Origin of the sequence: Paenibacillus sp. Soil724D2 (genome assembly GCF_001427935.1) — a bacterium.
Lineage (GTDB): Bacteria > Bacillota > Bacilli > Paenibacillales > NBRC-103111 > Paenibacillus_E.
The window spans coordinates 807,607-832,080 of sequence record NZ_LMRY01000001.1 but is presented as its reverse complement, the minus strand read 5'-3'; the positions used below and the strand labels follow the sequence as shown (position 1 = coordinate 832,080).

Annotated in this window: 22 protein-coding genes; 11 read left to right on the top strand and 11 right to left on the bottom strand. The window is 43.5% G+C overall.

Features of this window, described 5'->3' with window-relative positions:
• Positions 1-43: 43 nt before the first annotated feature.
• Positions 44-433, top strand: a complete 390-nt coding sequence (locus tag ASG85_RS03825; RefSeq protein WP_057305371.1) for a DUF2809 domain-containing protein — start codon at positions 44-46, stop codon at positions 431-433.
• 9 nt (positions 434-442) lie between these two features.
• Here the strand turns inward: ASG85_RS03825 and ASG85_RS03820 are convergent, their stop codons facing one another.
• The 7 genes from ASG85_RS03820 to ASG85_RS03790 all read right to left on the bottom strand — a co-directional run bounded on the left by ASG85_RS03820 (position 443) and on the right by ASG85_RS03790 (position 8,488).
• Positions 443-1,540, bottom strand: a complete 1,098-nt coding sequence (locus ASG85_RS03820) for a GerAB/ArcD/ProY family transporter (protein WP_057305370.1) — start codon at positions 1,538-1,540, stop codon at positions 443-445.
• 22 nt (positions 1,541-1,562) lie between these two features.
• Positions 1,563-2,660, bottom strand: a complete 1,098-nt coding sequence (locus ASG85_RS03815; RefSeq protein WP_057305369.1) for a GerAB/ArcD/ProY family transporter — start codon at positions 2,658-2,660, stop codon at positions 1,563-1,565.
• Positions 2,661-2,688: 28 nt separating this feature from the next.
• Positions 2,689-2,931 (bottom strand): hypothetical protein, encoded by a 243-nt coding sequence (locus tag ASG85_RS03810; RefSeq protein WP_057305368.1) that lies wholly within the window; start codon positions 2,929-2,931, stop codon positions 2,689-2,691.
• 5 nt (positions 2,932-2,936) lie between these two features.
• The gene (locus tag ASG85_RS03805) at positions 2,937-4,130 is read right to left on the bottom strand and encodes a Ger(x)C family spore germination protein (protein WP_060645388.1); all 1,194 of its coding nucleotides are present in this window, start codon (positions 4,128-4,130) and stop codon (positions 2,937-2,939) included.
• A 19-nt stretch (positions 4,131-4,149) separates the two neighbouring features.
• Positions 4,150-5,709 (bottom strand): spore germination protein, encoded by a 1,560-nt coding sequence (locus ASG85_RS03800; RefSeq protein ID WP_082562373.1) that lies wholly within the window; start codon positions 5,707-5,709, stop codon positions 4,150-4,152.
• A gap of 583 nt (positions 5,710-6,292) precedes the next feature.
• Entirely contained in the window at positions 6,293-7,432 is a 1,140-nt protein-coding gene (locus ASG85_RS03795; RefSeq protein ID WP_057305366.1) for a PQQ-dependent sugar dehydrogenase, read from the bottom strand.
• Between the two features lie 186 nt (positions 7,433-7,618).
• Positions 7,619-8,488 (bottom strand): SDR family oxidoreductase, encoded by an 870-nt coding sequence (locus ASG85_RS03790; protein WP_060645387.1) that lies wholly within the window; start codon positions 8,486-8,488, stop codon positions 7,619-7,621.
• A 159-nt stretch (positions 8,489-8,647) separates the two neighbouring features.
• Between ASG85_RS03790 and ASG85_RS03785 the strand changes: the two genes are divergently transcribed.
• The 6 genes from ASG85_RS03785 to ASG85_RS03760 all read left to right on the top strand — a co-directional run bounded on the left by ASG85_RS03785 (position 8,648) and on the right by ASG85_RS03760 (position 14,386).
• Positions 8,648-9,466 (top strand): MBL fold metallo-hydrolase, encoded by an 819-nt coding sequence (locus ASG85_RS03785; RefSeq protein ID WP_057305364.1) that lies wholly within the window; start codon positions 8,648-8,650, stop codon positions 9,464-9,466.
• Positions 9,467-9,495: 29 nt separating this feature from the next.
• Positions 9,496-10,041 carry a ubiquinol-cytochrome c reductase iron-sulfur subunit gene (locus ASG85_RS03780; protein WP_060645386.1) on the top strand — a complete coding sequence of 182 codons (546 nt, stop codon included), beginning with the start codon at positions 9,496-9,498 and terminating at the stop codon, positions 10,039-10,041.
• A gap of 255 nt (positions 10,042-10,296) precedes the next feature.
• On the top strand, positions 10,297-11,946 hold the full coding sequence (locus ASG85_RS03775; protein ID WP_060645385.1) for an immunoglobulin-like domain-containing protein: 1,650 nt from the start codon (positions 10,297-10,299) through the stop codon (positions 11,944-11,946).
• Between the two features lie 589 nt (positions 11,947-12,535).
• Positions 12,536-13,321 carry an SDR family oxidoreductase gene (locus ASG85_RS03770; protein WP_060645428.1) on the top strand — a complete coding sequence of 262 codons (786 nt, stop codon included), beginning with the start codon at positions 12,536-12,538 and terminating at the stop codon, positions 13,319-13,321.
• Positions 13,322-13,363: 42 nt separating this feature from the next.
• On the top strand, positions 13,364-13,561 hold the full coding sequence (locus ASG85_RS03765; RefSeq protein ID WP_057305361.1) for a hypothetical protein: 198 nt from the start codon (positions 13,364-13,366) through the stop codon (positions 13,559-13,561).
• A 453-nt stretch (positions 13,562-14,014) separates the two neighbouring features.
• The gene (locus ASG85_RS03760) at positions 14,015-14,386 is read left to right on the top strand and encodes an IDEAL domain-containing protein (RefSeq protein ID WP_063860124.1); all 372 of its coding nucleotides are present in this window, start codon (positions 14,015-14,017) and stop codon (positions 14,384-14,386) included.
• 84 nt (positions 14,387-14,470) lie between these two features.
• Here the strand turns inward: ASG85_RS03760 and ASG85_RS03755 are convergent, their stop codons facing one another.
• The gene (locus ASG85_RS03755) at positions 14,471-15,250 is read right to left on the bottom strand and encodes a 3'-5' exonuclease (RefSeq protein ID WP_060645384.1); all 780 of its coding nucleotides are present in this window, start codon (positions 15,248-15,250) and stop codon (positions 14,471-14,473) included.
• A gap of 48 nt (positions 15,251-15,298) precedes the next feature.
• A complete protein-coding gene (locus ASG85_RS03750) occupies positions 15,299-16,450 on the bottom strand; it encodes an MFS transporter (RefSeq protein ID WP_060645383.1) in 1,152 nt (383 codons plus the stop codon).
• A 171-nt stretch (positions 16,451-16,621) separates the two neighbouring features.
• Between ASG85_RS03750 and ASG85_RS03745 the strand changes: the two genes are divergently transcribed.
• Together ASG85_RS03745 and ASG85_RS03740 are read left to right on the top strand one after the other, a co-directional pair.
• On the top strand, positions 16,622-17,524 hold the full coding sequence (locus ASG85_RS03745; protein WP_060645382.1) for an SMP-30/gluconolactonase/LRE family protein: 903 nt from the start codon (positions 16,622-16,624) through the stop codon (positions 17,522-17,524).
• A 5-nt stretch (positions 17,525-17,529) separates the two neighbouring features.
• Complete coding sequence (locus tag ASG85_RS03740) at positions 17,530-18,336, top strand: MBL fold metallo-hydrolase (protein ID WP_060645381.1); 807 nt, start codon at positions 17,530-17,532, stop codon at positions 18,334-18,336.
• A gap of 9 nt (positions 18,337-18,345) precedes the next feature.
• Here the strand turns inward: ASG85_RS03740 and chrA are convergent, their stop codons facing one another.
• On the bottom strand, positions 18,346-19,578 hold the full coding sequence (gene chrA, locus ASG85_RS03735) for a chromate efflux transporter (protein WP_057305356.1): 1,233 nt from the start codon (positions 19,576-19,578) through the stop codon (positions 18,346-18,348).
• A gap of 173 nt (positions 19,579-19,751) precedes the next feature.
• Positions 19,752-21,473 carry a sigma-54 interaction domain-containing protein gene (locus ASG85_RS03730; protein WP_060645380.1) on the bottom strand — a complete coding sequence of 574 codons (1,722 nt, stop codon included), beginning with the start codon at positions 21,471-21,473 and terminating at the stop codon, positions 19,752-19,754.
• Between the two features lie 229 nt (positions 21,474-21,702).
• On the opposite strand from ASG85_RS03730, the gene ASG85_RS03725 reads away from it, so the two are divergent.
• Both ASG85_RS03725 and pruA read left to right on the top strand, forming a co-directional pair.
• A complete protein-coding gene (locus ASG85_RS03725; RefSeq protein WP_060645379.1) occupies positions 21,703-22,617 on the top strand; it encodes a proline dehydrogenase family protein in 915 nt (304 codons plus the stop codon).
• Positions 22,618-22,651: 34 nt separating this feature from the next.
• Positions 22,652-24,220 carry an L-glutamate gamma-semialdehyde dehydrogenase gene (pruA, locus tag ASG85_RS03720; RefSeq protein ID WP_060645378.1) on the top strand — a complete coding sequence of 523 codons (1,569 nt, stop codon included), beginning with the start codon at positions 22,652-22,654 and terminating at the stop codon, positions 24,218-24,220.
• The last annotated feature ends 254 nt before the right edge of the window (positions 24,221-24,474 follow it).

Genomic DNA, 24,474 nt, shown 5'->3' with positions numbered 1-24,474 from the left:
TACACCAGTCAGTGAGTCTATTTAATAGGAGGAATGATTCTATTTGAAAACTCGGATAAAGTATTTTGTAGCCATAATAACTTCCGTCATTCTAGGCTTAAGTTCAAGAACGTTCTCCGGCCTAATCCCTCATTTTATTGTTAAACATGCTGGAGACGTGCTTTGGGCAAGTATGGTCTATTTTGGATTTCGATTTCTTTTTATACAGAGAAGTTTAAAATGGGCAGTTATAATCAGTGTCTTATTTAGCTTTGCTATTGAATGTAGTCAGTTATATCAAGCAGAATGGATAATCGAAATAAGAAATACGGTCATTGGATCCCTCGTACTTGGAAGAGGATATTTAACAGTTGATTTGTTTAGATATGTCATCGGTATTACAATTGCTTTTTGGATAGACAAGTGTTGGCTGGAGCGCGAAAAGTGTATTTAGCCATGCCATTTACACACGAATGGACGATTTTCGCATCCAACTTATCAGTACAATCAAGAGAGGATAAACAACACCTATAAGGAGAGCGAGGGGAATAAACGTTAAAGTATCCCATTTATCTCCATAGGCTGTATTTGGATAAACAACAAGAGATAAGACCGTAATAATCAGTCCAAATGGAAAACAAAGTATTTTGTAATCACGAAAATGGAACACATGCGCAATGCCTTTTATCGTTGTGTAAAAAAACATAGATAGTTTGAAATAAATCGAAACAAGCCATAAAAATGCCACGATTACTTCTATTCGTTGTAAAAAATTCCCGATATTTATTCTTTGCGCCAGGGCGTAACTAGGATACACTTGCATAGCGGTATTACCTGCTCCTAATACAAGAATACTTGAGACAATGATTAGAAGAAGTATAATCCCACTTATGATTATGCCTATTAAATAAGCTTTCTTAGCCTTTTGTATACTAGTAACTTGATGAATGATGGTACCAATCGTAATAAACAAAGACATATAAGAATAACTGGTGATTCTTATGGCAGATCGAATGACTGGAAGGGTGTTTGTTTCCCCAATCGGTAATAGATTGTTAAGTTCCATATTAGGAATACTAGTGACCATGAACAAGATAAATAATAGCACGATCCAAGGGAAGAAGATCTCTGCTGTTCTTAGCATGACAACCATCCCTAGCTTTGCTCCAAATATGACAGTTAGCATGAATATGATGTGTATAGATTGAATTGGCGTTTCCGGCATGATTTGAGTAATCATAAAATGACCTACATAAAAAACAACTTGTGAACTCAGAATGAGCGCTACTAGTGCAAGACTTAACGTTATGAACTTCCCCAACCACTTGCCAAAAACTTTATCATTAATTTCGAAAATAGAACACTGCGGGAACTTCTTGGAAATAAATACATAAAGCCAAACGAGAACGACACCCATAGCAATGCTTAGCCATTGTGGCATCCATGCATCCTGCTTCATATCTGCCGCAACAGATGCCGGAATAACCAAGATAGCTGTTCCAAAGGCATATAGGATGACGATAATCATGAATTGTCGCGGGGAAATTTGATCTGTACGCATATATACACGTCCCTTATTTACCTCATTTATCCTTTTTTCTTCGTATGTAGCTAAGACCGATCAATAAGAGTGGATACACGAATCCAAAACAAAACGTGAGTGGAACCCATGTCAATATATCCCATTGGTGTGTATAAGCCGCATTTGGATATACCACTAACGAAAGCACTGTGACGATAAACCCAATTGGTGTCGAAAGAGATTTGTAATTCTGGATCTGAAAGAATGAGGCAATTCCTTTAATCGCTACGTGAAAATATAGTGTTAATTTGAAATAAATGGAAATAAACCACAAGAATGCAACAGTGACCTCGATACGCTGCAAAAAATTCCCTACACTTATTTTCTTTGCTAATGCATAGGTGGCATATACTTGTCTTGACGACTGGTCGGGTCCCATGACCAGGATGCTAAGAAAAGCTACAATAATCATAATAAATCCGCTCGTTATCCCCCCATAGAGGAATGATTTAGTTAAACTCTTAGGGAATTTTACATCGCTTGCTATCAAGCAAAGCGTAAAAATGATAGGAAAATAAGAATAAACGAGCATAAATATGGATGCCCGTGAAATAGACATTATACTTGCTTCACCTATGGGCAAAAGGTTCTTAATTTGAGACTGCGGCGTTACAAAGATCACCAATAGAAAAAATAACAGAAGAATCCACGGGAAAAAAATTTCCGCGGTTCTCCCCAATACAACTACGCCTAGCTTTGCGCCTATAATAACAAAAGTAATCATAAGAATATTTATGGCTTGTATAGGTGTCGTTGGCATAATTTGAGTAGTCATGAAGGTGCCAATATAATATAGGACCTGTGCGCTGAGCACAACTGCGATAAAGACTACAAATAGTGTTACAGCTTTGCCTAACCATTTCCCTAATACAATGTCATTCATTTCGAATAACGTACAATCGGGATACATCTTCGCTAACTTCACATACATCCATAAGAAAAGCAAACCAATGCCTACGCCCATTACACCTGAGATCCAGGCATCCTGCTTAGTTTCTGCGGCCAACATCGACGGGACTACAAGAATGGTCGTTCCCACCGAAAATAAAATAATCAGGATCATGAGTTGACGAGCAGATAATATGTTCTCGTTATTCATGACATGCCTCCCTAAGCAGGATAAATGCTTACAATTTTATCAAACCGAGTTGCAGTAAAATTTTGGTTAATGGCATCATTAGAAACGTAATCCAGTCGGCCGGATTAGGTATTTGTTTGGCCATTCCTTTCAGAGTCGCCAACACATTACCAAGCAACATGAGTATGCAGTAGATCCAAACCTCCTTCCTACATCCTTGTTTCCATAAACGCGGAATTTCATAGCACGCAATGAGAATAGATAACGCAAGTACACATAAGCCGATTAACATAACTATTACTCCTTCATATCGTTAACCACAGAATCACCCAGTGTACCGGTACCTCTAATTTTGGCATCGATATTCAGATGGGGTTCCAATTGCTTGAAATGTTCTTCCCAATTGTTCTTCACTTTGTTCCAATATTTCGGGTTAGCGCGATGAACTGCCTCACCAAAACCAAATATATCCGCACCTAGTTTTTGTGTCTTCTTAATTGTATTTTCCATATTAGCCAATGCAAATTTAACAAATTGTTTATCTAAGTAATCGATCGTTTCGACTTTGAATAGATCGATTTTACATTCCACATCGGAAACATTTCCCTCTGCTCTAGTTTCAATAAATATCTCTGGTTTATCGTTTTTTACAACTGCGTGAATCTTGCTTTTGATACGAGCTACATCAATACCGATGTTTCCTCCTTCGGGACAATTCAGATGTATGGCAGACCGCTTTGATTGATTGGTAATAACGGAATAAGCACGAGATTCATATTCGTTAAGCCAACCAACAAGTTTATCTCTCTTGATAATCGCATTACCAGAGTATTTTAATCGTACAGGAGGCCCTGAGTAATCAATGTTTTTTTTGCTTTTGCCTACCTTTTGATCTCCAATAATCTGAATTCCTGATATGACCGTACTCTTCCCTGGGGTTACTATAGCATTCGATAATTGATCTATTTGAATCGTTACTGAAGCTGTCCATTCTTTCTTAGCTGCTTCGAGGGAGTTAAAGATGTAATTGGCTGGAACTTTTTCCAAAGGTGTCATCACACTTAATAATTCCTTAGCTGTGCCTTCTCTCGCTACGACCACGTTGAAATCAGATCGAAATTCGTTCCCTCTCATTAAATAATCCATCGAATTGACAATCCCTTTCTTGGCTAATTCCTCGGAAATCACAAGAATGCGGATATGAGCGAAATAGATCTTTCTCGAAATCGATGAAGTCAATCGTTTCACAGCTTCACTTAGTGTATCGCCTTTGGAAGAATACACGATAACGGGAATTTCATGCTCTCCCTTTGCCTTCGTTACACTGCCCGGATTAACAATTTGAACGGTTAACTCAAACTGTTCACCGGAAATATCAATGCCAACTCCCTCTGCTATGGCAATATCATTAAGCTCCTTGCGGCTCCAACAGCCGCTTAACAGTAAGACTATGGTAAGTAAGCAAGCTGTTAGTCGAATAAATGATTTCACATCTGCCTCTTTCCTCCTTCTAAGGTTTGAAGGGCTTTCTATTCGCTTTCTTGACTACGTTACTCGCATTAACGATACGAGCTCGTGAAAATAACGATTGAAAAGGAAATCGAAACAAGGCATCCTTTTGTTTGTTCAATTCAAGTGGAGCAAAAGGGCTTAAATAGGGCACACCGAACGATTGCAAACTATTCAAATGCAGAATAAGTCCTAGTAAACCTGCCAGTATGCCGAAAAATCCAAATGAAGCAGCCAGAGCCATCAGAGGAAATCGTAGGATGCGAATGGCATTTGATAAGTCGTAAGAAGGGGAAACAAAGCTGGAAATCGCCGTAATGGAAACAACGATAACCATAGCTGCCGAAACAATTCCGGCTTCGACTGCTGCTTGTCCAATGACTAGCGTTCCAACAAACGATAAGGCAGAACCTATGCTTCGCGGCATGCGTAAGGCTGCTTCCCGTAAAACTTCAAATGTAATCTCCATCAATAAGGCTTCGATGAATGCTGGAAATGGAATACCCTCTCTTTGTGCAGCGAGGCTAATGAGCAGTTGAGTCGGCAGCATTTCTTGATGGAACGTTGTTATTGCCACATAAAAAGATGGGGCTAATAAGGCAATGAGAAATCCAGCATAACGAAGTATCCTTATTAATGTGCTAATATCAACACGATGATAATAGTCCTCGGATGCTTTGAGGAAAGTTTCAAATAAAGCAGGAGCAATCAGCACGAAGGGGGTCCCATCTACGAGAATGGCAATTTTGCCGTGAATCAATTCAAGTGCGACGACGTCTGGACGTTCTGAGTTATATACGGTTGGAAAAGGAGTGATCACTTCATCCTGAATGAGTTCCTCAATATTACTGCTCTCGAAGATTCCGTCAATGTGAATCTGAGTCAAACGATTGCGGGCCTCGAGAATTAGAGAATCTAGAGCAATCCCTTTGACATACATAAGGACAACGTCAGTTTGGGTAACCTGGCCTACCTGGAAGGTTTCCATCCATAAATTAGGATCTTTGATCTTTCTTCGAATCAAGGCGGTATTCGTTCGAATGGATTCGGAGAAAGCTTCCCGCGGCCCGCGCACGACGGTTTCTACATTCGTCTCTGTAACGCCTCGATCTTTCCACCCTTTGGTGGCGGCTGCCAGCCCGGTAGTATACCCGTTCATCAATATGACCGAATCGCCCGATAGGATATGATGTAGCATTCCTTTCATATCCGATACCTTCTGAATTTCACCAATCGTCAGTGTATGCATCGTTAATACATCAAATGGGTCTTGCTCTGGATCAATTTCCGTGGAATCAGCCATCAAAGATCTCATCATGAAATCATTGACGACTTTCGCATCAACTAGACCATCTGTATACAAGAGGGCTAACCCTTCAGTAATGGCATTATAGGTAAATTCTCGAATAACAATGTCTGTGCTGTTCCCGAGACTTTGTCGAACGTAATCAACATTTTCTTGAATGGTTGAGAATAAAGGCATGGATGCCCTAGGTTCTACGATTGTGTTCTGCGAAGGAGGGATAGGCTTCTTTTTGGAGCGCAGCCAATGAGCGAGCATGTGGTATTTTCTCCAAGTTCTAGGATGTTGTTATATAAACATCATTTCCTGAACTTTCTTGAGGTATGCGTCCGAAGTTCTTTTGTTGCGTTCCCAAAAGCAAATGACTTTCAAGAAAAAACGACATCAGATGTTAATATGAAGAGACCGTTAATTGATTTATCCAAAATGGTTCTACATTGGAGTGTTTTCAGTCGGAATTCATCGTCATATAGGCTCACTGGAGTTGGGGATGAATGGATGGATGGATGGACTGGTGAAAGGAGGGGGTGAATCCATATTCTCAGGCGAATGTTGTACGGAGTACAACAATACCGCCTAGCTCCCGCTAAATTACCTTCAATGTTGCATAAAGTACAACACTTGGACCCCATATAGGCCATTTCGCAACAAGTGGGTTCGAAATGTTGTACAGTTTGCAACTTCATCTTGCAAAACAGCCTCTAGAGGTGTGAATTGTTGTATAACTACAACATTGGTAACCAAGACATCCCTTTAAATATACAAATAATGCCCTAAACGCATCTTTTGGAAGCGCAAGGGCAGAAACTAAATCAACGTTATATTCAACTAAGTTATGCAGTCAAAAGTTTGGCTTCAGTCGAATGATCTTATCATCGCCTTTATTTGGCTTGCCGCGACCGTCACGGTTGTTCGTCATGAGATATAGTGATCCATCGGGTCCTTCATAGACATTGCGAAGCCTGCCGAATTTCCCTTGGAATAAATGTTCCACGTTGGTAACAGTTTCGTATTTTGGACCTTTTAGGTTTACTTTTAGAAGCCGTTCTCCCCGCAATCCTGCTACCAAGAGGCTGCCTTTCCAAGGCCCTTTGCTAACGAATGCTGCGCCTGATGGTGCCCACGTTTCTTTTCCGCTTTGGAGGATTGGCGTTTTTAGATTAGCTTTCTCTGGACTCGAGGATATTTCACCTTCAATTAATGGCCAACCATAATTGCCCCCAGGTTCAATAAGGTTAATCTCATCATGTGAGGATTGTCCATGTTCGGAACTGTACAATTTCCCTGTTTCAGGATGCCAAGCGAGCCCTTGAGGGTTACGGTGTCCCATGCTGTAGATGGGTGAATTCTTAAAAGGATTAGAGGCAGGTATAGAACCGTCTAGGGCAATTCGTAATATTTTGCCTCCCGTGCTAGTTGGGTCTTGAGCTAAAGGGGGATCATACCGATCGCCAGAGGTGATATAAAGCAGCTTATCGACACCAATTTTAATCCTTCCGCCGTTATGGTTTTCCGCCCCTGGTAATCCGGAAATTAATACTTTATCCAGCTGCGCATTGTTATTTTTTTCGATAAGTCTCAGCACACGATTGTTGACTTGATCCTTCACTCGATAGGTGTGATAGACATAGATATAATGGTTTTCCATAAAAGAGGGATCAAGCGCAAGCCCTAACAATCCTCCCTCACCTTCGCTGATGAAGGGGGCCTCGAAAGAGATTAGCGGCTCAGGGTTCAGAAGACCCTTCTCAATCACACGCAACATACCAGGTCTTTCTGTGAAAAAAATCCGTCCATCCTTCGCGATATCCATCTCCCAAGGGACATTAAGACCTTCGGCGACTGTTTCCATTGTATAGGGTATATCCACTTGTATAATTGAAGTCTGATCTGGAGATGGCTCATTAACTTCCTTATTCGGCGTACAGCCAGAGGTTATCCCAAATGATAAAGCTATTAGAATAACAAGGATAGTTCTCATAACCTTTCCCCCCTCAATGATTAGATGAACATGCCTAGCCTGTGGTATGTAAGATTTATTATACCATTATGTGGAAGGGAACGAGAAACTGCATGGATTATCAAATTTTGAATATGAAGGGAAATAGGCAAAAAAGGTCAATGCCTTCAACAAAAGGCGCTGACCTTGTCAAATTATCCTAGTTGATTAGCCATTTACTACTTGTCCACCATTCACGTGCAGCACTTGCCCTGACATGTAGGAAGAATCATCCGAGGCAAGGAACACGTAGGACGGTCCAAGTTCCTCAGGTTGCCCGGGTCGCTTCATCGGACTGTTGGATCCGAATTTGGATACCTTTTCCTCATCGAAAGTTGAAGGGATGAGCGGCGTCCAGATTGGACCGGGTGCAACTGCGTTAACACGGATCTCTTTGTCAATAACGTTCAAGGCCAGTGAGCGGGTGAACGATACGATAGCTCCTTTGGTAGCGGAGTAATCAAGCAGCCCTGCATTTCCCTGATAAGCTGTAATCGAGGTTGAATTAATGATGACAGCACCTTCTTTTAAATGCGGCATAGCCGCCTTAGTCAAATAGAAGAACGAGAAGATATTCGTACGAAACGTCTTCTTAAGCTGCTCTTTCGTAATATCCTCTATCCTGTCCTGAGGGTGCTGCTCAGCCGCATTGTTAACGAGAATATCTAGTTTACCAAAGTTATTCACGGTTTGTTTAACGACATCCATACAAAATTCTTCCTCACCGATATCTCCGGCAATTAGCACGCACTCTCGACCTTCGGCTTCAACTAAGCGTTTGGTTTCCTTTGCGTCTTCATGCTCATCCAAATAAACAATAACCACATCTGCGCCTTCAGCCGCATAGCAGACTGCTACGGCTCTTCCAATTCCGCTATCACCGCCTGTAATAATGGCTGTTCGGCCAAGCAGCTTTTCACTGCCCTTGTACTTCCGGTCAACCGAAATTGGACGGGGTGTCATATCTCTTTCCAGACCGGGCCTACGATTCTGATGCTGCGGGGGTAACGTTTGAATGTGTTCAGTTTGCGAACTCATCATGATCACTCCTTTGTTTGAATTCCTAATTTATTAACCTGATTTCAATACGCTGAACCATTTCTTGTAACCCACAATGCGAATCGGAAGATACCGTAACTCAAATACACGTGGTAGTATAAGAAACAAAGAAAAGTTTTATATAAGGAGTTAATACTCATGATTACATATCAAAATGAACACATAACCGTTTTTCAAAGCGCATTATATCAAACGACATCAACCGTTGTGCTGACGAAGGAAATGGTATTAATTGTGGATCCGAACTGGCTTCCAAATGAAGTTGATGAAATTCGGAACTATGTTGATTCGGTCAAAGCTGATCGGGACCTATACCTGTTATTTACACATGGCGATTTTGATCACATTATTGGTTATAAAGCGTTTCCCGGCGCTAAAACCATCGGGAGTTATGCACTAAGCTGTCACCCGAAGAAAGACCATAAGATTGCATTGATTCTAGAATTCGATAGGAAACATTATATTAATCGAAATTATCCCGTCGAATTTCCAGTCCTTGATATCATCATCTCGGAAGATGCCGAGGAACTAAGGATAGGGGATACGTTATTGACCTTCTATAAATCCCCAGGACACACGCCGGATGGATTATTTACTGTCATTGAGCCGTTGGGTATATGGATTACGGGCGACTATTTATCTGATTTCGAATTACCGTTTATTTATCATAGTGCCAAAGCCTATAAGGAAACGTTGAATACGGCAAGTCAGATTTTAGATCAACACACCATCGAACTGTTAGTTCCGGGGCATGGCCAAGTTACTACCGATATGGCGGAGATGAAAAGGCGTTTGGACATGTCTTCGGATCATTTGGAACGGCTTATTAAGGCGGTCATTGCAAAAGATGAACATGCTATCGCCGCGCTTGGTGATGAGCATGCTTATAAATCCTCTTTTACAGAAGAATGTCACGAAGAAAATAGTAGAATCATTGCGCAAGAATATTCTAGCTAAGTCATTCATCTTCTCAGGAGGTGTACGTCATGCAGGGACGATTACCTAGAAAGATTACTAGAAGAAAATTCTTGAACACAGCAAGTAAATGGGTTATAGGGACGACAGGGATTCTAGCAGGGAACACGGCTTTATTTTATTACGGAGCTGTTCAGCAGGAAAAAGAAAGTAAGAAGTCTGCTATCGAGATACCTGGGCATATCGTGAAGCTCGGCGAGTTCGACCGGTTAAACGCGATTACTAGCGTTGAAAAGGTGGACTATGAGGTAACGATCAAGGATGGATGGGTAGAGAAATCCAACAAAGGATTTGTCTATATCACAAAGGGGCCGGAGGGGAATCTACTCATTATTTCGTCTGTTTGTACGCATTTGGGTTGTGATGTGCTGCCGGCAACGATAGAGCAACGAAGTAGGAAAAAGGATCTTTTCTTCTTATGTCCATGCCATGGCGCCGAATTCGATAAACAGGGAAACGCGGTCAGGGTGGTGTTAAAAGGGTTGGATACCTATAAGCCTATTATCGCAAGAGGCAGTGTCTATATTGATATTATGTCGCCTATAAAAGGAATATGAAAGAGCGAGCATAATAGGAAAACGTAATGAAAAAGGAACCGGGCGCAATGTAGCCGCGGTTCCTTTTTAGCAGCTGAAGAGCGCTAATCAAGGAACAAAATAAATTGCATGACAAACAAGCTGCTATAACAGCTGGCAGGGCCATCTAAAATCCTTAACTATTCTTTATTTCTGAAGTAGGCCAGCACCCCCTAAAAATTGTAAATTTCTCGAAAGTATATTAGGGGAAGAAAGAATGTGAGGAGGAGCAACTGAATGAAGTCAAAAGTCTTATTTTGCACAGCGATCCTAAGCCTGATGGTAACGGGAGCCGCATTCGCTAATGATGAGCATCCGAACAAACATGCGGAGAAGAAAACTGGCTTAGAAAATGCTCTTGAACGAGGGAACAAGAATGAAACAGCCCGTGAAGCTATACGCAGAGCAATGGAGCGGAAGCAAGGAAAGCACGATCAGAATAACTGGACGATAGAGCAGCGAGTTGCGGCGGACTTCAAAGAATTGGAGATTACATTCGGTGGTACTGACTCGAAAAATCAAGTCACTCAGGCTATGGCGCTACCGCTTGCAGGAACTCATGGTTCCACTATCAGTTGGGAATCGAGTACGCCTTCGGTTATTTCCAATGACGGACAAACCGTAATTCGACCTTCCGCAGGGCAAGGGGATGTTGAGGTAACGCTTACAGCCACTGTCAATTACGGTGAAGTATCAAAAACCAAAACATTTACCCTAATAGTTAAGCAGCAGAACTCGGAAACCCAAAGAGTTGCTGCAGATAAAGCGGCGTTGGCGATTACTTTCGGTGGGACGGATACGGCTAGCGCTGTTACTCAACCGTTATCCTTGCCGCTTAACGGAACAAACGGTTCTACGATTACTTGGGTATCCAGCAATGCTGCGATAATTTCGAATGACGGCAAAACGGTAAACCGTCCAACAGCAGCGCAAGGGGATGCCGCAGTTACTTTGACAGCTACCATAACCTATGGTGCAGTCTCGGAAAAAAAATCTTTCTCGTTGACAGTTAAGTCGGTGTTGACCGATGCTCAGAAAGTAGCTGCTGATAAAGCGCTGCTTACCATCACATTCGGCGGAACAGATACAACAACCAGTGTAACACAACCGTTGACATTGCCGCTTAGCGGGACTAACGGTTCCACGATCACTTGGGTATCTAGCAATGCATCCGTCATTTCAAATGACGGTAAAACCGTGCAGCGACCTTCCGCTGGCAGTGGCGATGCATCGGTGGTACTAACGGCGATCATAACGAAGGGCAGCTCATCGGATGTCAAAACCTTTACGTTGACGGTAAAACAGCAATTGACGGACGTGCAGCGAGTTGCTGCAGATAAAGCGGCCTTGGCCATCGTTTATGGAGGGACAGATACGTTATCCAGTGTCACTCAAGCGTTAACACTGCCCACTGTGGGCGTCAACGGATCATCCGTCATCTGGTATTCGGGCAATCCATACGTTATTTCGAACGACGGCAAAACGGTAAATCGTCCAGCTGCCGGACAAGGGGATATAACGGTAGTTGTTAGTGCAATCATTTCAGCCGGGGGCTATTCCGACACTAAGGTCTTTACAGTAACGGTAAAACAGCAATTGACGGATGCGCAGCGCGTAACTGCAGATAAAGCGGCACTGGCCATCACTTTCGGAACTTCCGATTCTGCATCCAGCGTAAAGAACAATATTGCCCTGCCTGTAAGTGGGCCGAATGGTTCCAATGTCATTTGGGTTTCGAGCAATACGGCAGTTATCTCTAATAGCGGTGTCGTCACTCGACCAACAGCTGCCAGCGGAGATACCGCTGTTATCATGACGGCTGTTATTACGAGCGGCGGATATGCCGAAACAAAAGCATTTGTTTTGACGGTGAAGCAGCTTCCGTAATACTATTTTTTAAACTCATAAAAGAAAATACAGTCACAATGAGTCCCCATCTTTCTAAGGTGGGGATTCTTTTATTTGAGCGACATTTTGTTGACTTGAATTGATGGTGTTGGCATTGATATTAATGCATATACAGGTGAGTTTATCGACATGATATTTCCATTGGATGCCGTCCTAACGAAGGATGACCACCCGGACTGGTTTTTAAAGTAACATAATGTTAACCGATGAAATAGTATTGTGGGAATGTTGTACTACGTACAACAAAAATAGGACTTTTTTCTCATCAAGCTGAAGATGTTGTATGTTGTACAACAATTTAACCTTATTTTACCCAATTGGACTCTTTTTGCGAGAAAGTGTTGTATTTTTTACAACAATCGCAGGGAAATCGCTGGAAAGCTTTCCGATTGTTGTACGATGTGCAACATTTCTTTTAAGTCTCCCTATTGGAGGTGACTCCTTTAAGACTAATCACATATTTTTCATCCCTATCGGGCAAACCAAGTATGGATTCTTTTTCAATCCACTACTTATTTGGGTTAGGGGTGAATAGATCATTAGCGTGCAAACGATACAAAAACCGCGCATGGGACTGCCGGATTTAAAGGATAAGGTCGCATTGATCACCGGAGCGGGGTCCGGAATCGGCAAGGCAGCGGCTGAGATGCTGGCACAGCAAGGGATGAAAGTATGTCTAGTGGATTTGAAAGATGACCGAGTAGAGCAGACGAAACAGGATATTGTGGCTGCAGGCGGTCATGCGATCACCGTTGATGTCGATGTCTCTGATCCGGACCGTGTTGCCCAAGCGTTCGAGCAAACGGTAAAAACCTGGGGACGGCTAGACGTCGTCTTTGCTAATGCTGGCATCAACGGGGTTTTGGCGCCGATCGAAGATATGAAATCTGAGGATTGGGATCGTACGCTGTCCGTCAATCTGAAGGGGACTTTCCTGTGCGTCAAACAAGCGATTCCGCATATGAAAGAGAACGGCGGCAGCATAGTCATCACAAGCTCCATTAACGGCAGCCGCGCCTTCTCTGGATTTGGGATGACAGCCTATAGCGCTTCAAAGGCGGGACAAGTGGCATTCGCCAAAATGGCCGCATTAGAACTGGCCCGCTACAAAATACGCGTCAATGCCATCTGTCCAGGGTCAATCAAGACCAACATTGGCGAAAATACGCAGCCGACGCCGGAGCTCGAGAAAATCAAAATTCCAGTCAAATATCCGCAAGGAAGCCAGCCGTTGGAACACGCACCGGGTCAGCCGGAGCAAGTAGCTAATCTGGTAGCCTTCCTAGCCTCGGAAGCTTCGAGCCACATTACCGGCACGGAGCTGTTTATTGACGGCGCTGAATCGCTGCTTTAACGATAGCCTGCAAGCCCACTTGTTGGTGGGTGAGGGATACGGATGAATTTCCAAGGAATGAGCAGTCTATATTCGGAGGTGAAAGAAACCATGGATGAGCAAAAAGAAACTGTCACTTCATACGATCCGAAAAGCGGACAATCCAAGGAGGTCAATGTCGTCTTGGATCATGCTCGTACTGGAGGCATGAAATATACAATTGAAGATGTAGAGAAAGATAACAAGAAAAATGATGAATAGTCACTTATAAAAATTGAAAAGCGTATGTTGACTCACGGGACTATCCCGTAACCAACATACGCTTATTTAATTTCTCTAACAACTAATCGTCAAAACCTGCTCGACATGTTTCAGGACTAGTGTGCTCGGAGCTTCTGATAACCGTATCATCAGGCCCGTTTTCGTTGGAATCATCCGAGTTACCTTCAGCATCAACCGTAGATTCAAAGTTCGTGTCTCTGTTATTGGTTAAGTAATCTATGCTTCTCACCCTTTCAATGGTATAGGGTAATATGCTTCGTTTATAGACGATTTATTCGTTGGCATACATAATTGACGGGGCCGTATTCGCTTTAGCCATCACTGCCATTGATTATTCAAAGAGGAATTTGTAGGTCTTGACAAACCATACTGTAATATTTATAATTACAGTATCGAGTCCTTACAAAAAATAAGTTAATGGCGGTGATAATCATGAACTTTGTAATCAGTGATTGGGTTGTGGCAACTACAAATGAAGATGAATTGCTGCATGGTTATATTGAGTCTATTGATGTGCTGTTAGGCGTTGCTCGGGTGCACGTTATTGCATCTGATCGTGAAACTGCCATCGGAAAAATAATGGAAGTAAGCAGTCAAGACGTAAAGAAATTACCGATAAGCGAGTTTGATATAGAAGATCAAGTAAAGAGCTTGATTGATGTGGCGCTAACAACGAGAGACGAGCAATGGTTCAATGAATTGTCAGCGAAATTATTCGCTATTCAACAAAATGGCACGAAACGCGGCGAGCGTGATATATTTCCGTCCTACTATCATAACCGCTTAGGTGTTGATCAGTTTTAATGGGGCGAATCAAAGAAAAGCCAATCCAAGAGACATGTCCTGCATGTCGTCTAATGGATTGGCTTTTTAGTTATATTTTCCCGCTTACTGTATAGGTGCCTTGGTTGAGACTTGTTTCTCTTTTGTGACTTCCGCGGCAAAAAGAGTCTGAAGTTCTGTGATTTTTCTGGGGTCGGTAAGTGTCACTTTGTCGGTGAAATAGTGTTCAACCAGCAACTCCCATGTAGGAGTTACCTTTTGAGCCATCATGGCTCGAATAGCGGTCTTAACCAGCCTTCGTTCCTTGGCATTAGCGTACACGTCGATGTATTGCTGTTTGCGCTCGAAATCTAACTCCGTAAAAATAGCTCGAAATACCTCAGCTGTCATACGCGCGTCGTCCAATGCTCTGTGAGCGGAGCCTTCAGCAGCAATGTTAAGATCGAGCAAAGCAGCCTCGACACTGACATCATTCGTCACATTTTTATAACGGATAAACCCTTTCAGTAGATCAAAATAGCTGGCGGCCATCCAGTATGCATCATCCAACTTATGCATCCGCGTATCAAACACGATGCGTTTCAAATCTTCGCCACCCCAGGTGACTAGCAGGAAAGCTTCACTTTTATTTAGCCATTCCATGAAATCCGTAATGACTTTACGAAAGCCGTCGGCTTGATCGATATCTTCTTGGGGGATGCCTGTTTTTTTCTTGATAAACCCATTCAATTTGGAGAAATAAACGGGTTTGACTAAAGATGAAAACTCATCAATAGCCTGTAAGGAAGAGTCTAAGCGAACTGCTCCAATTTCAATAACTTCCATAGGTAAATCGCTCGCAAACTTGCGACCGTTGAATTCAATGTCCAAAATAATGTAGTCCATGATGTAGCCCCCGTTCTTTCTCTGTGCTTCCATTCTATCAGAAAATGCCTAGGATACCAGCTTACGTTTTCCATAGACCGCATTTAGAACGAAACTAAACAGTAGACCTGCAAAGGACATTCCTGAAATCCATAGATATAATTGTTTCCCTCCAAAGCTTTCGTAGAACCAGCCACCCAAATAGGAGGCGACGATACCCGATACGCCAAAGAAAAGGATCGCAAGCACAGTCTGTCCCGTTGCACGCCATTCTTCAGGAACAATACGATATAAATATTGGATAGCAGCTGAATAAAATATCGGAAATGTAAAGGTCTGCAGCAGCTGAAGATACACGAGAATATGAGGAACTGTTACCCACGCGGATAGAAAAAAGCGAATGAAATAAAACACAGCAGCGAAAGAAATAATCGCTAACTCTTTCCCTTTGCGAAGCCACCAAAAGCTTAGAGCGAATACGAGAATTTCGCTTCCAGCTGCTAGAAACCAGGCCAAACCGACCATGTCGGGGGTGCCGCCTAATTTTCGAATATAGACACCAAGAAAAGTATCGTTGATCCGCTGTGGCACGGCAACAATAAAGATAAGTAACATAAACCAAATGGTTTCTTTATTTCCTAAGAATTTGCGTAGACTTTTTAGTGAAATCGGTTTCCCAGTTACAGGCGCATCAGGCAAGGGCAAGCAGATTAGAATGCTAATGATGCCTATTCCTGCGAACAAGAACGCCAAACTATTGATTCCAAAAAATTGTGTGGTATAACCAACGGCCAAGGACATGACCGCATAACCGACAGCTCCGAAGGTTCGAATGGAACCGTAGCTTACCCCGTTAGCCTCCGCTGTTTGGAAATTTAGACTTTCTGTCAGGGGATCGAGAGGCATTAAGAAAAAATACATAAGCATTGTAAAAAGAAGAAGCACAATAAAGCTGGATGAGGCGTATAAGAAGTACCCCACAATGGTTGAACATCCTAATAGGAGTAACATAACCTTCTTAATGGTCTTCGTTCGATCACTGATCATGCCCCATAATGGTTGCGAGAAGATGGCAATGAAGCCTCCCGTTCCTATAATGAGACCAATCTTCGTTGCTGGAAGTCCTTGCGCATCTAAATAGACGGGAAGAAATGAAACAAACATAGCCAGTAGTGCAAAATACAAAAAGTTAAACGAACGCAATAAATTTGAAGAATTCATGATGACCTTAACCTTCCTAGATAAATTAGAACAATGCTGTTGTAAAACTACATTCTAACATGTCATGGTAAGAATCCAAAGTAAATTAAAGCGATTCTTTCAGAGACGTATTCCTGCATCTTCCAATCTCTATGAGGACGGTTTACAATTAGAGAGAGGAGTTGATGCATAATGGGATCACCAATCGTGCGACTGGTACTTGATGCCAAAGCCACATTAGCTGAAGGTCCGTGCTGGAATACGGAACAGCGTTTGCTGTATTGGGTTGATATTATAGGAAAAAAATTTGGAAGGTTTGATCCTGAAACAGGGTTAAACGAAGACTTTCTCATTGGAGAATATGTCGGCGCGGTTGTCTGTGCCGGCCAAAATGAGGTTGTGTTAGCGACACAATCTGGATTCCAAAAGTACCAGATGCAGCAGCGAAAGCTTACGCCTCTTGTTGATCCAGAATCACATTTACCGGAAAATCGGTTTAACGATGGGAAATGTGATGCTAACGGGCGATTCTGGGCGGGCACTATGGAGATTATAGAAAAAGAGGCAACAGGTGCACTCTACGTGCTAGAAACGGATCACAGTTATCGCAAGGTTTACGAGGGAGTGGGCGTTTCCAACGGGATCGCTTGGAGCTTAGATGAGAAAGAAATGTACTATATCGATTCTATGAAAAAGCTAGTGCTCGCATTTGAGTATGAGCCGGATAAAGGTGAAATTAGCAATCCGAGAATACGGATCGATTTTCGGAGTGAAATAGGGTTCCCTGACGGGATGACGATCGATGAAGAAGGGATGCTGTGGATCGCCCATTGGGATGGTTGGCAGGTGTCCCGTTGGAATCCAAAAACAGCTCAAAAGATAGACAGCATTGCCATTCCTGCAGCTAAAGTAACCTCCTGTATTTTCGGTGGAGACGAGCTAGACACCTTGTACATTACGACCGCCCGAAAGGGTCTTCAGGAGGATCAGGCGGGGGATCAACCACATGCTGGAGGGATTTTTGCGGTAAAGCCAGGTGTGAGAGGTACGAAGACGCATTCATTCGGAGTACAGCATGAGGAACGGAAAGGGTAGGTTCTATGACAAATGAGAATAGACATTTAAAGATTCAATATATCGGCCAGGTCGGTGTTATTCTGCGTAAAAAAGATCTCGCTATAGCGATCGACCCGTATTTGACGGATTCTGTTGATGATCTTCCTGGTTTTCCGGAGGGTTTTTGGCAGCGGAGATATGCTCCTCCTGTGAAGCCGGAGACACTAACGGATTTGGATCTTGTGCTTTGTACGCATGAGCATATGGACCACATGGATCCAGATACGCTGCGAGCAATCGCGGTGGCATCTCCCCAATGTCAGTTTGGTGCTCCGAAGTCGTGTTTGCCTGCTCTGGAGGCGATCGGCATTTCAGCAGAGCGGCTGCATGCGCTTGGGACCCATGAGGCATTTCAATACGGCGCTGATCTGATCATTCACCCCATTCCGGCTTGGCACGAGGAACGTGTGCGAGATGGTGAAGGCTGGGATCACTACTTAGGCTACGTCTTACAATGGGACGGACTGTGCATTTATCATGCAGGGGATACGCTTCTGACAGAGGGGTTAGTCGAGGCGCTGACCGGCTTCGCTATTGATGTAGGTTTTCTGCCGATTAACGGAAGGGACATTTTCCGCAACCGCCTCGGTGTCGTCGGCAACATGAACGCTCTGGAAGCGGCTGACTTAGCAGCTCACCAGAAGTTCGATATCGTTGTGCCTGTGCACTTCGATATGTATGCAAACAATAGTGAAGGGATCGCACCCTTCGTTGACCGTTTGTATCAGAAGCATCCGGGGCAGAAATTTCATATTTTCCAACCGGGTGAGACACTGGTATATGCGAAGTAGTGATTCATTTTATAAATAATACAAAGCTTGACCCGTAATAGCTCCTAAGAGGACGATGCACCAAGGCGGTAATTTCCAAAATACCAAAAGGCCAAACAATACGATAACCAGTGCGAAATCATAAGGACGAATAATGGCGGTTGTCCAAAGCGGGTTATAAAGTGCCGCCAGCAGGATACCGACAACGGCCGCATTAATGCCTACGAAAGCACTTTGAATTTTGACATTTGTTCGTAATGAATTCCAAAAAGGCAAAGCCCCTATTATCAAGAGATAGGCAGGCAGGAAAATGGCCAAGGTTCCCACGATAGCCCCTCTGAATCCGTCAAACATGGCGCCCAAATACGTGCCAAATGTAAAAAGCGGACCCGGAACTGCCTGCGTAGCCCCATATCCAGCCAGGAAGACTTCTTTACTAACCCAACCTTGCGGGACAACTTCGCGTTCCAAAAGGGGGAGAATGACATGGCCGCCGCCGAAGACCAAGGAACCGACCCGATAAAATGAATCGAAAAGGGATAAGAGCTGTGAATGCCATAGACTGCTGAAAATTGGTAGAAGCAGCAGCAGCAGCGCATACATGATCAAGCAAAGGATCGCAACAGAGCGATGAACGCGCACTTGAATGGTACTGTTATCTTGGTTCGAAACGGTTTTAAAGGCAAATAGTCCGATGAGTCCGGCGAGTAAAATAATAACAACTTGGCTATAGACCGTCTGCCATAACAAGGTTACTGAAGCTGCCGCGATAGCTATGGAGGCCGTGCTTTTATCTGATGCTAACTTTTTTCCCATGCTGAGAACAGCTTGTGCGACGATGGCAACGGCGACGATTTTGAGACCGTGAATCCAGCCAGTGCTGCTAACATCCATGGCTTTCATCAGCAGGGAAAAGAGTAGTAGGAGAATAATAGAAGGTAAAGTAAACCCAAGCCAAGCAGCTGCGCCTCCCAACAATCCAGCCCGAATGGTACCGATTCCAACACCTACTTGACTGCTGGCTGGTCCAGGGAGAAACTGGCATAAAGCAACGAGATCGGCATAACTTTTCTCATCCATCCATTTACGTTTCTGAATATATTCGTTGTGAAAGTAGCCCAGATGGGCAATGGGTCCACCGAATGACGTCAATCCTAATTTTGTTGATACGAGAAATACTTCAAGCAATGCTCTTCGTTTGCTTTGCTGTGGTTTTGCAGCGGTGTCCAACCTATTTCCTCCCCAATGACGATTGATGAACATCTAAGTAATTGTAGTGTATCGGAAATTGCATCGCGATTCTACCATTTAGCACAAATAATACAACAATGAGGACCATCCGATTACTCCCTACACATAAAAAGGATCATGAAATCTACTGGGTAGAATTCATGGTCCTTTTTCAGCGTCCGCAAAATACGCGGGTGTTCATCCTATTACTCCAGCTGATATTCCTTCATCTTGTTGTAAAGGGTGCCGCGGGAGATGCCTAGTAGTTTGGCTGCTGCGCTTTTATTGCCTGCCGTTTTGGCTAGTGCTTCTTCAATCAGATGGATTTCTTCCACATCAGACACCTTCGCTTTTAATGAAGTCGTCGCAGAATCTCCTTCTGAAGAAGTAAGACTTGGTTGCTGCTCCTGTAAAGTGACTGGCAAATGTTCCAAGGTGATCAGGTCTTCATCATTAAGAATGATGCATCGCTCGATGACATTTTTCAATTCTTGGATGTTTCCTGGCCATGAATAGTTGGTGAAAGCCAAGATGACCTCTGGCGAAAGTGTTGGAACAGGCTTCTGGTATTGCGGTGAAAACTGCTTGAGATACATTTGGACCATGGCAGGAATGTCTTCGGTTCTATCCCTTAGAGGCGGAATCCGAATGGAAATCACATTGAGCGCATAGTACAAATCCGAGCGGAATTCTTGATTGACCAGCTTGCTAGCTAAATCTTGTGTAGTTGCGATAATGATTCGCGTACGCACACTGATAGGTTGACTTCCTCCAGAGCGAACGATCGTTTGCTGTGTAATGTAATGATAAAGCTTAGCTTGAAGCTCTAATGGAAGCTTCTCGATTTCATTAATAAACAACGTGCCGTCTTTGGCTAGCTCCAATTTGCCGGCTTGTCCACTTTCACTTCCCGTAAAGGCGCCCCCTTGATAGCCAAATAATTCGGCTTCCAATAAACCTGCGGGAACGATGCCGCAATTAATTGTCAAGAAAGGCTGCTCGGATCTTGAACTCGACTGATGGATAATATGAGCGAGCTGTTCTTTGCCAACACCCGATTCTCCAATCAGGAGGACGGGTGTTTCTGTTGCTGCCACCTTTTTGGCCCATTGGATGACTTTGCCGATAGCAGGTCCTTTTCCTTTGATTAAGGTAAAGAGATCTTCTGCCTGATCTTTATGTGGTAGTCCGAAGGAATCGACTGTTGTTAATTGTTCGTTCAATCGTACCAATTGTGTGATATCCTGCTCGGTTGCAATGCCTCCAATGATATGCCCCTGAGCATCTCTGATCGGTGACGCATTAATAAGGACGTGAGTGTCCGGCCGAGGACGGTGGTAGGTATTACGAATCATCCGGCCTTCGTCCAAAATTTTCAGGACCATCAGTGTTTCGATATCAAAGTGTTCGCCAATGCGTTTGCCCAAAATATCTACTGCCGGAAGATGATAAAGATCCTCAGCGACGGAATTCCAGCAAATCACAGCGCCGGCTCGATCAACGACCGTGACAGCATCGGTGACGGTATCTGCAAGTGCGGTGAAATAGGCAGACCACTTTTGCAGCTCGGATAGGACGAAATTGAGATACGTGGATAAATCGGAGTATCCCTTGATGGTTCCATCCTTATCTTTGAAAAGTACCGGCCGATTTGTTCGTTGAGGTACAAGCGGCAAAGGGGTATTATCGTCCACAGTAATACTCGCAGATACAAAGTAATTGTTGCTTTCTACCAGTTCTTGGATGTTTTTAGCGGAAAAGGCCGTCATAAGGCCAGCATCTTCCGGTGCAAATAAACATATTTCGTCATGCGAATGGACAATAACTGCCGTCCCATTGCTTAAATAGGAAGAAAGCTCTTCAAGCGTTGTTTCAACAGGGAGTGTGATCATAGGGTTGTTCAACGGAAAGTGTTCATTAATGAACATAATTGACCTCATTTGTACCATTTATTTGGTTTAAATTTACCATGAAAGCAAGGGAGATTCAACACAAGAAGCCGAGAAGGTGAGTATGATAAAGGTAAAGAAACAAAACCTGTTCAATATCTAAGAAATATTTTCACATAAACAAAATAGTGTTCAAATTTTAGATTAGAGTGTATAATAAAATTATAAATTTAACAGTATTGTATAATTCCTTTTGGGGGAATAACAGATGGAAACGATCATGAAAAATATGTTTCAATCTTTAGGCAAAAGCAGAACTGCCAATCGAATAGCCAAAAAGTATGGTTTACGCTTTGGTGCAGCGCGTTTTGTAGCAGGAGAGACCATCCAGCAATCCATCGAAGCTGTGCATGGGCTTAATCAAGATGGCCGAATTGCGACACTGGACCATTTGGGAGAGTTCGTCTTTAGTGAAGAAGAAGCATTGGAATCAGCGGCCATGTGTATTCAAACGCTAGAGGCGATTGCTAGTTCAGGCGTCAAATCCAATCTTTCGCTTAAAATGACTTCTCTTGGGTTAGATATCAGTAGAGAGCTCTGTGTAAACAACATGAAAAGAATTCTTGATTGTGCTCGTCAGCATGGAAATTTCGTGCGAATTGATATGGAGGATTATGCGCATTGTCAAATCTCCCTCGATATCTACAGAGAGCTTCGACAAGAATATGACAACGTTGGCATCGTCATTCAAGCTTATTTGTTCCGCACCATGCAGGATATCGATGATTTACATGCACTCGGAGCCAATCTGCGACTTGTGAAAGGTGCTTATAAGGAATCTCCGGAAGTTGCTTTTCCAGAAAAAAGCGCGGTTGATGAAAATTATAAAAAAATCATTCAAAAGCATCTTTTGAACGGTCATTATACAGCTATTGCGAGCCACGACGAGGCGATCATTCATTTTACGAAAGAATTTGTAAGGTCAAATCTTATCTCTATCGAACAGTTTGAATTCCAGATGCTTTATGGGATTTGTGAAGATTTGCAAAAGCAATTAGTGAAAGAAGGATATCGGGTTCGTGTCTATGTCCCTTACGGTGTAGATTGGTTCGGATATTTCATGAGAAGGCTAGCAGAGCGCCCAGCGAATGTCTGGTTTGTTCTAAAAAATATGTTTAAATAACACCCAAGTTTCCCATTTGGAGAGGAGCAATAATATGAATACATTTACGAAGGTTAGTCCGTATGCAAATGAGCCATTTACTAATTTTGGTCTAGAGGAAAATGTGAATGCGATGCAAGCCGCCATTGCCAAAGTGAAAAGTGAGCTAGGGCGCGAATACCCGCTTTATATCGGTACTGAGAAAATTGTAACTGAGGCTAAGATCACTTCGATTAACCCGGGGAATGTAGACGAAATCATTGGATATGTAAGCAAAGCGGATCAGAAACTTGCTGAAAAAGCGATGAACGTTGCCCTCGAAACATTCGAAACTTGGAAAAAGGTTCCCGCTAGAGAGCGTGCGGAGTATTTATTTAAAGCTGCTGCGCTAATGCGTGATCGCAAGCATGAGTTCTCAGCGTTGATGATTCTGGAGTCAGGCAAAAACTACGTTGAAGCGGATGTAGATACTGCAGAAGCGATCGATTTCATTGAGTTCTACGCGCGTGAAATGATTCGTTTGAGCCAAATCAACGAGACGCAGCCATTAGCCAAAATTCCTGGTGAAAAAAACCAAATTAGTTATATCCCATTAGGCGTCGGCGTTATTATCCCGCCATGGAATTTCCCGCTAGCGATTTGTGTGGGTATGACCATTGCGGCGGTTGTTTCTGGTAACACCGTTTTGCTGAAGCCAGCTTCAACCACGCCTGTTATTGCTCACAAATTCGTGGCTCTTATGGAGGAAGTTGGTCTGCCTGCTGGGGTAATTAACTTCATCCCAGGAAGCGGTGCGGAAGTGGGAGACTACTTAACGACACACCCGAAGACTCGATTCATTAGCTTTACCGGCTCCAAGGAGATCGGTTTGCGCATCAACAAGTTGGCCGCGGACGTGGCGCCTGGTCAAATTTGGATTAAGCGTGTGATTGCGGAAATGGGCGGCAAAGACGGTATTGTTGTGGACGAAACAGCAGATCTCAATGCGGCTGCCGCTGCGATCGTGGCTTCTGCTTTCGGCTTCCAAGGGCAGAAATGCTCGGCCGGTTCACGTGCAATCATTGTAGAATCTGTTTACGACGTAGTTGTAGACAAAGTAGTTGCTCTGACGAACCAGCTTCAAAGCGGCTTGCCTGAGCACAATTTCGCAGCGGGTCCAGTTATTGATAAAGGTTCCTATGATAAAATTTTAGATTACATTGAAATTGGGAAAACCGAAGGAACGCTGCTTGCTGGTGGTGATAAGGCTGAAGGAAACGGCTATTACATTCAGCCAACTGTGTTCGGCGATGTAAGCGGCAAAGCGCGCGTTATGCAGGAGGAGATTTTCGGACCTGTCTTGGCCATTGCTAAAGCGAAGGATTGGAAAGAAGCCATCGCGATGTACAATGATACGGAATTTGGTTTGACAGGTTCCTACTACTCCACGAATGAGGAGCGGATTTCTGAGGCATTAGACACTGTTCACTGCGGCAACTTGTACATTAATCGCAAATGCACAGGCGCATTGGTGGGTGTGCATCCTTTCGGCGGCTTCAATATGTCGGGTACAGATTCCAAAGCAGGCGGTTACGACTACCTCATGCTCCTTACACAAGCGAAGTTGACTTCACGTAAAGTATAATGCATAGAAGAAGAGGGCAGACGATGAGTCTGGCCTTCTTTTTTTATAGGATCGGCAGCCGAGGTGCGGAAACGCTAGGGGACTAAGTTCGCCTCAAGGATCCGTCGCCGAGCAGCGAAGGGAACTACGATCTGCTATTTATCAAAATAGCTGACTGTTTAGAGAGTAGAGGGAACGTCGATCCGCTATTTTGCCATTTTTGCTGAAATATTGTTCAAAAAGGGAAAATAAGAGATTGTAGTTCCGCTAAAGCA